This is a genomic window from Mesorhizobium qingshengii (assembly GCF_027563465.1).
GTDB lineage: Bacteria > Pseudomonadota > Alphaproteobacteria > Rhizobiales > Rhizobiaceae > Mesorhizobium > Mesorhizobium qingshengii_A.
In genome coordinates this window covers 350,433-359,254 of sequence record NZ_JAPFQA010000006.1, presented here as the reverse complement: position 1 = coordinate 359,254, position 8,822 = coordinate 350,433, and the positions used below count along the sequence as shown (strand labels likewise).

Annotated in this window: 10 protein-coding genes and 1 pseudogene; 7 read left to right on the top strand and 4 right to left on the bottom strand. The window is 61.0% G+C overall.

Features of this window, described 5'->3' with window-relative positions; genetic code table 11:
* The 3 genes from OOJ09_RS16925 to OOJ09_RS16915 form a co-directional block, all read left to right on the top strand.
* Nucleotides 1–628, top strand: a 628-nt coding sequence (locus tag OOJ09_RS16925) for a putative DNA-binding domain-containing protein (protein ID WP_269906263.1), incomplete at its 5' end; no start/stop codon positions are given.
* An 11-nt stretch (nt 629–639) separates the two neighbouring features.
* Nucleotides 640–1,116: a DoxX family protein gene (locus OOJ09_RS16920; protein WP_269906262.1), complete on the top strand. Its 477-nt coding sequence runs from the start codon at nt 640–642 to the stop codon at nt 1,114–1,116.
* 25 nt (nt 1,117–1,141) lie between these two features.
* Nucleotides 1,142–1,849 carry an NAD(P)H-dependent oxidoreductase gene (locus OOJ09_RS16915; RefSeq protein ID WP_269906261.1) on the top strand — a complete coding sequence of 236 codons (708 nt, stop codon included), beginning with the start codon at nt 1,142–1,144 and terminating at the stop codon, nt 1,847–1,849.
* 116 nt (nt 1,850–1,965) lie between these two features.
* Here OOJ09_RS16915 and OOJ09_RS16910 read toward each other — a convergent pair whose 3' ends face one another.
* The 3 genes from OOJ09_RS16910 to OOJ09_RS16900 form a co-directional block, all read right to left on the bottom strand.
* The gene (locus OOJ09_RS16910; protein ID WP_269906260.1) at nt 1,966–2,901 is read right to left on the bottom strand and encodes an alpha/beta fold hydrolase; all 936 of its coding nucleotides are present in this window, start codon (nt 2,899–2,901) and stop codon (nt 1,966–1,968) included.
* A gap of 257 nt (nt 2,902–3,158) precedes the next feature.
* The gene (locus OOJ09_RS16905) at nt 3,159–3,734 is read right to left on the bottom strand and encodes a CGNR zinc finger domain-containing protein (RefSeq protein WP_269906259.1); all 576 of its coding nucleotides are present in this window, start codon (nt 3,732–3,734) and stop codon (nt 3,159–3,161) included.
* Nucleotides 3,735–3,866: 132 nt separating this feature from the next.
* Nucleotides 3,867–4,799 (bottom strand): LysR family transcriptional regulator, encoded by a 933-nt coding sequence (locus OOJ09_RS16900; protein ID WP_269906258.1) that lies wholly within the window; start codon nt 4,797–4,799, stop codon nt 3,867–3,869.
* 118 nt (nt 4,800–4,917) lie between these two features.
* Here OOJ09_RS16900 and OOJ09_RS16895 point away from each other — a divergent pair, with 118 nt between their 5' ends.
* Nucleotides 4,918–5,463 (top strand): carboxymuconolactone decarboxylase family protein, encoded by a 546-nt coding sequence (locus OOJ09_RS16895; RefSeq protein ID WP_269906257.1) that lies wholly within the window; start codon nt 4,918–4,920, stop codon nt 5,461–5,463.
* 385 nt (nt 5,464–5,848) lie between these two features.
* Here the strand turns inward: OOJ09_RS16895 and OOJ09_RS16890 are convergent, their stop codons facing one another.
* A complete protein-coding gene (locus tag OOJ09_RS16890; protein ID WP_269906256.1) occupies nt 5,849–6,463 on the bottom strand; it encodes a TetR/AcrR family transcriptional regulator in 615 nt (204 codons plus the stop codon).
* Between the two features lie 262 nt (nt 6,464–6,725).
* Between OOJ09_RS16890 and OOJ09_RS16885 the strand changes: the two are divergent.
* From OOJ09_RS16885 to OOJ09_RS16875, 3 genes and pseudogenes are all read left to right on the top strand, one after another.
* A pseudogene (locus tag OOJ09_RS16885) lies at nt 6,726–7,013 on the top strand (peroxiredoxin); the annotation flags it as partial.
* Nucleotides 7,010–7,726 (top strand): SDR family NAD(P)-dependent oxidoreductase, encoded by a 717-nt coding sequence (locus OOJ09_RS16880; RefSeq protein WP_333474472.1) that lies wholly within the window; start codon nt 7,010–7,012, stop codon nt 7,724–7,726. The pseudogene OOJ09_RS16885 and the gene OOJ09_RS16880, both read left to right, overlap by 4 nt.
* Nucleotides 7,727–7,800: 74 nt before the next feature.
* Nucleotides 7,801–8,727 carry a DMT family transporter gene (locus OOJ09_RS16875; RefSeq protein WP_269906254.1) on the top strand — a complete coding sequence of 309 codons (927 nt, stop codon included), beginning with the start codon at nt 7,801–7,803 and terminating at the stop codon, nt 8,725–8,727.
* Nucleotides 8,728–8,822 lie beyond the last annotated feature (95 nt).

Sequence of the window (8,822 nt, the reverse complement as noted above, 5' to 3'; positions counted from 1 at the left end):
GATTGCGGTGTTTCCCGTCACGGTTCGCCTTGTCGACGAACGGTTCTTCCGTTTCGTGGCCAGCGAGTTCATTCGACGGCATCCGCCCGTGGAGTCGCGGCTGGCGCGCTATGGCGCCGGCTTCCCGCGCTTCCTGAAGACGATCGACACGCTTTCCGACATGCCGATCGTGGCCGAAACGGCACGTCTCGAATGGACCATTGCCGAAGCGCTCGACGCGGCTTGCCTGCCGCCGCGGACCCTGGCTGAATATGACAGCACCAATCTCGGACCTTCGCCCGATATCCTGCTGCAGCCATCGCTGCGGCTGATCGTTTCGCACTGGTCGATCCTGTCCGTTTGGACGGCGCACCAGCAAGAGGCTGTTGTCAACCAGCACAGTGCCTGGACAAGGCGCCCTCAACGCGTGGCGTTGTGGCGGGCCGGGGACAGCGTTCGTCTGGTTCTTCTCGACCGTGCGAATTTCGCGTTCCGGCATTCACTCAAGCACGGCCTCGGCCTGGAACACGCCACAGGCCGTGCCCTCGCTCTCGATCCGGCGTTCGATCTCGTGTCCGCGCTCGTGCGCCTGTTCAATGACGGGCTCGTTACGGATGTGCGGATCCCGAGGCATCCCCTCTCAAACTGATGGAGACAGTCATGACCGCGATACCAGAATATTCCTCGTCCGCCCCGGCAGGCCTTTTCGGCCTCTACAGGCGCGTCATCAAGCTACCCGAACGCATTCCGTTTTCGCTGATCCAACTCGCCGCCCGCATCGCGATATCGCATGTCTTCTGGCAGTCCGCTCAGACGAAGCTGGCATCCTGGCCGGTTACACTGCAGCTGTTTGCCAACGAATACAATCTGCCCTTCATCGATCCGTCGATCGCGGCGCCGCTGGCGACGACCGCCGAAATCTCGGGGTCGGTCCTGCTTTTCCTGGGGCTTTTCTCTCGCCTCGGCGCACTGATGCTGCTCGGTGTCGTATCGGTAATCCAGATCTTCGTTTTCCCGGAGAACTGGGCCGAGCATCTGCTGTGGGCTTCGCTGCTGCTGCTCGTGCTGACCCGGGGCGCCGGCGTCTTCTCGCTCGACCATGTCGCCGAGCGGACCTTTTCGGCGTCCAGAAAATGAACATCTCGACCAGCGGGGAAGCACGGTGCGCATCTTCATCGTTCATGCCCACCCGGAGCCCAACAGCTTCAACGGCGCCCTAACCCGGGCGGCGCAGGATGCACTGTCCGCGGCGGGGCACGAGGTCGTTGTCTCCGATCTCTACGCCATGAGCTTCAATCCGGTATCAGATCGGCGCAACTTCACGACCATTCGGGACGCGAACTACTACCGCCAGCAGTCCGAGGAGGCGAATGCGGCTGCCCACGACGGATTCGCTCCAGACATCCAGGCCGAAATGGACAAGCTTTTCTGGTGCGACGCTTTGATCCTGCAGTTTCCGCTCTGGTGGTTCGGGCTGCCGGCAATCCTCAAGGGCTGGGTTGACCGAGTGTTCGCGTCGGGTGGCCGCATCTATGGCGGCGGCAGATGGTATGATCGCGGCGTCCTGGCAGGAAAGCGCGCGATGTGTTCCGTCACAATCGGCGGGCCTCCGCCGATCTATTCCGGCCGCGGACTAAACGGCCCAATCGCCGAGATCCTGTTCCCGATCAACCACGGGATGCTCTACTTCGTCGGCTTCACCGTGATCGAGCCATTCCTCGTGCATGCACCAGCGCGCATCAGCGACAGCGAGCGCCAGCAGTGCCTGGTTCGTTACCGCGAACGCGTCCTCGGGCTCCTGCATGCCCCGACGATCGCGTATCCGAAGCTTGCCGACTTCGACGACACCTATGTCTTGAAATCGATGTGAATGAAGCCTCGTGCAGTTGACCGGGACAGAGCATATGGAGCTCCGACAAACGCATCGGAGCTCCGGCTCTTGTTCGGGAACCGCCAGCAGGACATGACGGCCCCCCGCGAAGTCGATCAATTGATCTTCGGCAATCGCGATAGGAACTCGAGCGAGGTTGCGGCGATCTCGTCACCATAGGTTTCGAGCGCGAAATGACCGGCGTCGTAGAGATGGACCTCCGCACCCGGAACCAGCCCCTTGAGATAGTCCACGCCCTTCAGCGTGAAATATGGGTCGTTCCTGCCCCAGACGATGAGGAGCGGCGGCTGTGCCGATTTCAGAAATTCACCCCACTCAGGATAGAGAGCGACGTTGGTCTGGTAGTCGTGGAAATACTGGAGTTGAATGTCGACATTGCCCGGCCGGTCGAGGCCCGCCTGATCGACGGTCCAAGCATCTGGCGACAGTTTGTCCGGTCGCGTGGTGCCGTGCGTGTATTCGAATTTGGTGGCATCGGGCGTGAGAATGTCGCGGATTGGCTTTTCCGTCTCTGCGTTGCGTTTCACCCAGAAAGGCGAAAGCTGCTTCACCACGTCAGGGTTCCAGCCTTCGACGTTTGCGACTGCGTTCTGTATGATCAGGCCACGCAGACGCTCCGGATGCTTGAGCGCCAGTCGGAAGCCGACGGGGCCACCATAGTCCTGCATGAAGAGCACATAATTCTTCGCTCCGACCGCCTGGGTAAAGTGGTCGACGATGTCGGTCACAGCGCCAAACGTATAGGCGAAATGGTCAAGTGTTGGCGCCGAACTATAGCCAAAGCCTGGATAGTCGGGCGCGATGACCCGGTAGTGTGTCGCCAGCCGGGGGATCAGGTTGCGATACATGTGCGAGGAAGAGGGAAAACCGTGCAACAGCAAGACGACTGGCGCGTCCTTTGGCCCGGCCTCGCGATAGAAGATGTCGAGCCCATCCACCTTCACTGTCTTCGAAAGTGTCTCGACGTTGGCCGCTTGCCCGGCAAAGACGGATGGAATCGAAGCCACGGCAGCGATTAGCGCGCCGGTCAAGCCGCCGCGCCAGGAGCGGGAAAGGGCGGAACCACCCGGGAGAGATGACGTCTGGAACATGTTGCGAGCCTTTGTAACCGTTAACTTTACGCTTTAATGGTGTCGATCCTATCGAAACCTGTCAACGGCATTTTTAATGGTTACAGAACGGGACGCGTCACGATACCGTGACGCATCACCCGGTGCGCGATCGCCCGTTTGTTTCTCGGATGGCCCTGACGGAGCCAGTTCACAGCTCGAAGAGAGTCGATTGGTGCCTAGTCGCAGACGAGCTTCCTCGCGCGGTGCGTCTTGACCTTGTGGCGGTTGCCACACAGGGCCATGGAGCACCAGCGCCGGGTCGCGTTGCGAGCCGTGTCGTAGAAGGCCAGCGTGCAGTCCGGTCCGCTGCAGTAGCGCAGACGATGTGGTTCGAAATCAGCGGCAAAGTCGGCAAAATCCTGCGCGATAGCAGCCAGGACATCACTGCCACCCATGGTCGCGGCACCAATGGCCAGCACGCCGTCGCGAATCTGGAGTTGCTTGCGGACGGCCACTGCCCCCAGATGGCGGTTGACGGCGTCGATGGCTTGCTGGGGCGGTATGGTTTGCCGGATCAGATGCGCCAACAAGGTTGCCAGGGCCGTGCGCAGGTCACGCGCGGGTCCGACATCCGGCATTTCCCCTGTTGACTCTGGCGGCAAGTCCGCGGCCGCAATCCAACGGCGCCATCCGTCGGGTGTCTCAAGGAAATCCCCCATTGTTGCGGTCGCCGAATTGACGAAGTCGATCCAGAGCCTGCCCCCAACGAAGGGCATACCGTCGCGAAGTTCGCCGATCGCTTGCTCACCCATCTTCGGCTCTCTTCCAATCATTTCAGCGATGGCGATTGTAACCCTTTAATAAGCATTAGAATGGTGTCGAACAAGGTCGCTATGAGCCGCATCCGCGGTTCGAACGCGAACCCAGGGAGATTAGCTTGTGCGTCAATCACGGATTGGCCATCCGTCATGCTTCGGCGGCAGAAGGGTTTTGCGCAAACGCGGGGCCACAAAATCAAGACAGGATCGCATCTTGAGGGGCAAAAGCCCCTGACCTGCATGGAGAAGGCTGACCGGCATGGGTTCCGGCTCGAACTCTTCAAGAACGGCCACCAGCTTTCCTTGCTCGATCGCCTTTGCCGCTTGATAGGAGAGCACCCTGGTGACGCCTACGCCTGCGACGGCCGCGTCGATCGCGGCTTCCGCGGTATTCACTGAAAGGCGCGAGTGAATGGCTACGGTCTGCTCAGCATTCGAGCCTGGCGTGGCAAAACTCCAGGATGTGGCGGACGCCAGGACATCGAATGTGACGCAAGAGACTGCGGAAAGATCGGCCGGGGCGTTTGGCAAGCCATGGTCGGCAAAATAGGCCGGACTGCCGCAGACGACACGGCGCACGGATCCTACCCGCGTCGCCACCATGCTGCTGTCTGGCAAAGGGCCGATTCGAACGGCCATATCGACATGGTCGTCGATGAGATTCACATTGCGGTCTGACAGCACCAACCGCACGTTGATGTCCGGAAAGTGCGACAAGAAATCATTTATCGCCGGCAGCACATGCAGTCGTCCGAATACGACGGGAGCCGTAATGATCAGATCGCCCTTTGGCGCGTTGTATTCGCCGGATGCGGTCCGCTCCGCCTCGCCCACCTGCTCCAGGATTCGCTTGCAGGCGGCGACATAGGCGGCTCCGCTGTCGGTCAGGGTAAGTCGGCGTGTCGATCGGACGAGCAAGCGAGTGTGAAGATAGGCCTCCAATTCGGCAACCTTGCGACTGATGGTTGGAAGGGGTGTTCCGAGTTTGCGCCCTGCTGCCGACAGACTGCCGGTTTCGACCGCGGCGATCAAAATTGACATGGCTTCGAGACGGTCCATGAAGTATCGCCTTCCAAATAATGAGAGGTTATATCTTGTATGTATCCAATATTCTCGCCTGATGGAAGATAATAGGTAGCTCCCGTCGCACCGACATCATCGAACAGGAGATATCTGAATGTCCCGCATTGCCATCCCAACCCGCGAAGCAGCCCCGGTTGCCTCGCAACCCATTCTAGACGCCGTGAACAAGCAGCTTGGCGTCGTTCCCAATCTTTTCCGTCTCGTTTCGACAAGTCCGGCTGCTCTGGCGGGCATGACCAGCTTGTCCGGTGCGCTGACCAGAGCATTGGACGTAAAGACCCGCGAGCGCATTGCATTGGCCGTTGCCCAAGTGAACGGCTGCGATTATTGCCTGTCGGCTCATACCTATCTCGGCCTCAACCTGGCAAAGATCAGTGCCGAGGAGATCGCCCTCAACCGCAAGGGCGCGTCGGGCGATGCGAAGGCTGACGCGGCGGTGCGTTTCGCGGCCAGGGTGGCGGAGACCCGCGGCAAGGTGAAGGGCGCCGACATTGCCGCCGTGAAACTGGCGGGCTTTACCGAGGCTCAAGTCATCGAGATTGTCGCCGTCGTCGCGGAGAACTTCCTGACCAACCTCATCAACAATGTGGCCGAGACCGATATCGACTTTCCCGTCGTTCGCGCCGCTGAAGCCGCCTGATCGACCGTGCCTCCACCACTACGCCCGGTCTACCGCGTGAGGTTGGCCGGGCGATGTCGGTTCTGCTCTCGCCGAGCCCATCCCCAAGCGGCGGTAACGTTGCTGTGAGGCCGTAACGGTCAGTCACCATGGGCGAATAACGGATTGTCGCTCAGTCCGTCATGTCCGGCTTTTTCAGGTGGTGCCCCAACTTCAGGCACACCGCACACAGAAAAGGGTATGCCGGCAATGCATTTCCGCAGCCAATGCCGGGGTCAGGCAATCTGTCCGGAGCCGATCTGGTGACCGCACGACGCAGCCAGGCGATGCCCGGATAGAGCAGGCATTCCCATCACAGCCAAGACAGGCCGCTTCCAGGCAGTCACCCGCTGTCGCGTGGAATGTATCAGGCCAAATGTGCCTCGACGTGGTCGATGGCCATGTCGAGGGCGAGTTCGAGGGCACGTGTGGAACGGGTGGTCTGGGCGAGCAGCAGGCCGCCCTGCAGCGCCGCCAGCACCACGGTGGCAAGTTCGGTCAGGTCGCAGTCCCGCCTCGTTCCCGATCGCGCCTGTATTGCCCTGAACCCCGCGACCAGAAGCGCTTCCCACCGTGCGAAGCTCTCGGCGAGCAGTTCGCGAGGGCGCGGTGACTCGGCTAGTTCGGAAACCAACGAACCAAGCGGGCAGCCACCCGCGCAGTCGGTCTGCCGAGACAACTCGACCACTGCATCCCGCCAGCGGCGCAGCCCCGCCAACGAGTGCAACTTGCGCAGATGGGACTCGTGCGTTGCGAGAACACACTCGGTCTGGCGCTGGATGACCGCGAGCACCAGATCGTCCTTGTCCGCGAAGTAGTGATAGAGTTGCGACTTGCTGGTGTCACTTGCCGCCAGCACCGCATCGAGGCTGGTGTTGGCGACACCGTGGGCACGCACCAGCTCGGTCGCTGCCTCGACGATGCGAGCGCGCGTCGCTTTCCCCCGGGCGGTCAGAGGTTGTCCGATTTCGATGCTTGCCATGGCCAGTATCCTAATTGACAGGCGGAGATTTAGCAACTAGGACTGGACTGATTAGTCCACTCTTTAGGAGAACCCATGCCTGTGCTGTCCAACGGCGATATCTTCCCCGCTCTCAAGATTAATGCCGTCGGCGGCGGCACGATCCTTGCCCGGCGATCTTGCGGGGTCTTTCGGAGTCGTGCTGCTCTACCGAGGTTCTTAGTGCCCATATTGCAACGCGCAACTCGCGGCGTTTTCGCGCGCCGCCAACACGCTCGCCGAGCTCGGCGTCAAGGTCGTTGCCCTGTCAGTCGATGACGAGGCCGACTCCCTGGTCCTTGTCGAAAAGCACCGCCTTGGATTTCCGATCGGATACGGCGCGGATGCGGACGAAATCGCCGCGGCCACCGGTGCATACACCAATGACAGTCCGCGCTACCTGCAGTCCACTGGTTTCGTTCTGGATCCAGGCGGCAAGGTTCTCACCGCAGTGTATTCCAGCGGAGCCATTGGCAGGCTTGTCGCCGACGACGTCGCGGGCTTCGTTCGCTACGTCAAATCCCACAAATGACCGTTCTTGCCGTCGAAGGAAGAAGATCGATGACCGAAAGAGAAGTCGCCATCGTGGTTGGAGCCGGGCCGGGACTTGGGAACGCGTTGGTCCGGCGTTTTGCCGAAGCCGGCATGAGCGTGGCCGCGATCTCCCGCAAGGGCAGCGCCCCTGAGGCGCCGGAATACCGCGACCTTGTTCACGGCTACGCATGTGACGCCACGATCGGCGACCAGGTCACGGCGATGTTCGCGCAGGTGACGAAAGACCTCGGTCATCCCAATCTTATGGCGTTCAATGTCGGAACGTGGGATCGCGCGGGCATTCTCGACATCTCCGACAAGCTCTTCGAAGAGGCATGGCGCACCGGTTGCTTTGGCGGATTCCTGGTTGGCCGGGCGGCAGCAGCGTCGATGTTCCCGCTGGGCCGAGGCACGATCATTTTTACCGGTGCCACCGGGTCCATCCGTGGCGGCGCAGGCTTTGCAGCCTTCGCGGTGCCCAAGTTCGGCCTTCGCGCCCTGGCCCAGAGCATGGCGCGCGAACTCGGCCCAAAAGGCCTCCACGTAGCCCATGTCATCATCGATGGCATGATCGACGAGGATGGCGAAGCACAATCGGGAGGCGGCCTGGCGCCGACGGCTATCGCGGAAGCTTACTATCAGCTCCACCGCCAACAGCGTAGCGCCTGGACGCACGAGCTTGACCTGCGGCCAGCCGGTGAAAAATTCTGATCGCGTCTTCCTGCGCCACCATCTTCCAAGCGCTGATCGGCAGGCTGATCTCCAATATATAGGAATCGACAAGTATGGTTGCTCAAAGCGCCGAAGCGAGCGGTTTCGGCCATCGCTGGCTCCTGGTTTTGCTTGTCTTGACCTGGGCCATCAGCTGGCCGATCATCAAGATCGGAATCACGACCGTCCCGCCGATCTGGTATGGCTGTTTTCGCTACATCATCGCAGCCTGCTGCCTCTTTGGTCTCCTGGCTGCGCGGCGTGAGCTTGTCTTTCCGCCACGACCGGATTGGCCGCTCGTCGTTGTTTCCGGGGCGTTGCAGATGGCCGCCTATTCGGCCCTGACCGGTCTTGCCTTGACGGTTCTTCCGCCCGGCCGCGCTTCCGTCCTGGCCTTTTCGACCCCAATCTGGGTCGTCCCGCTCGCGGGATGGTGGCTTCATGAGCATGTTTCAAGGCAGGCCATGTTTGGCGTAGGTCTTGGGATTTTGGGTGTGTTGGCGATTGCTCTCCCCTCGCTTCATCCGGATCGCGTAGAGCAGGTTTTGGCTTACGTCATGCTGATGGGTGCGGCTGCCGCATGGGCGATTTCGATCGTCTTCGTGCGCTCGCATCGCTTCACGGTGTCCGCTCTTGCACTGGCGCCTTGGCAGACACTTGTCGCAGCGGGCTTGCTGTTTCCGCTGGCAATTCTGGTCGAGGGCTCCCCTCGGACGATCGGAGAGAGCGGGGTTGCGTCGCTTGTCTATGTTGGTCCGGTTGCGACGGCATTCGCTTATTGGGCGGTCGTGGAAGCCGGTCGTCATTTTCGGGCGAGCACAATGTCGATGACGCTGCTGGCGGCTCCGAGTCTCGGCATCCTAGTCTCCGCCCTGACTCTCGGCGAGCCAATCGGCGCTTCATTGATTGCAGGGGTCGTTTTGACCGGCGCCGGGATCCGACTGGCAACAAGTGCTCCCCAACACAGCCCCATTGTGGCATCAGCCGAGAGAGAAAATTGAAACAACCGACCCGCGCCCACCCGCTGTGCGCCCAGGGCCGCGTCCGATCGGGTGCGGATAAGCCCAAGGGCCGGGCTGTAGCTTTAAGTGAGGAG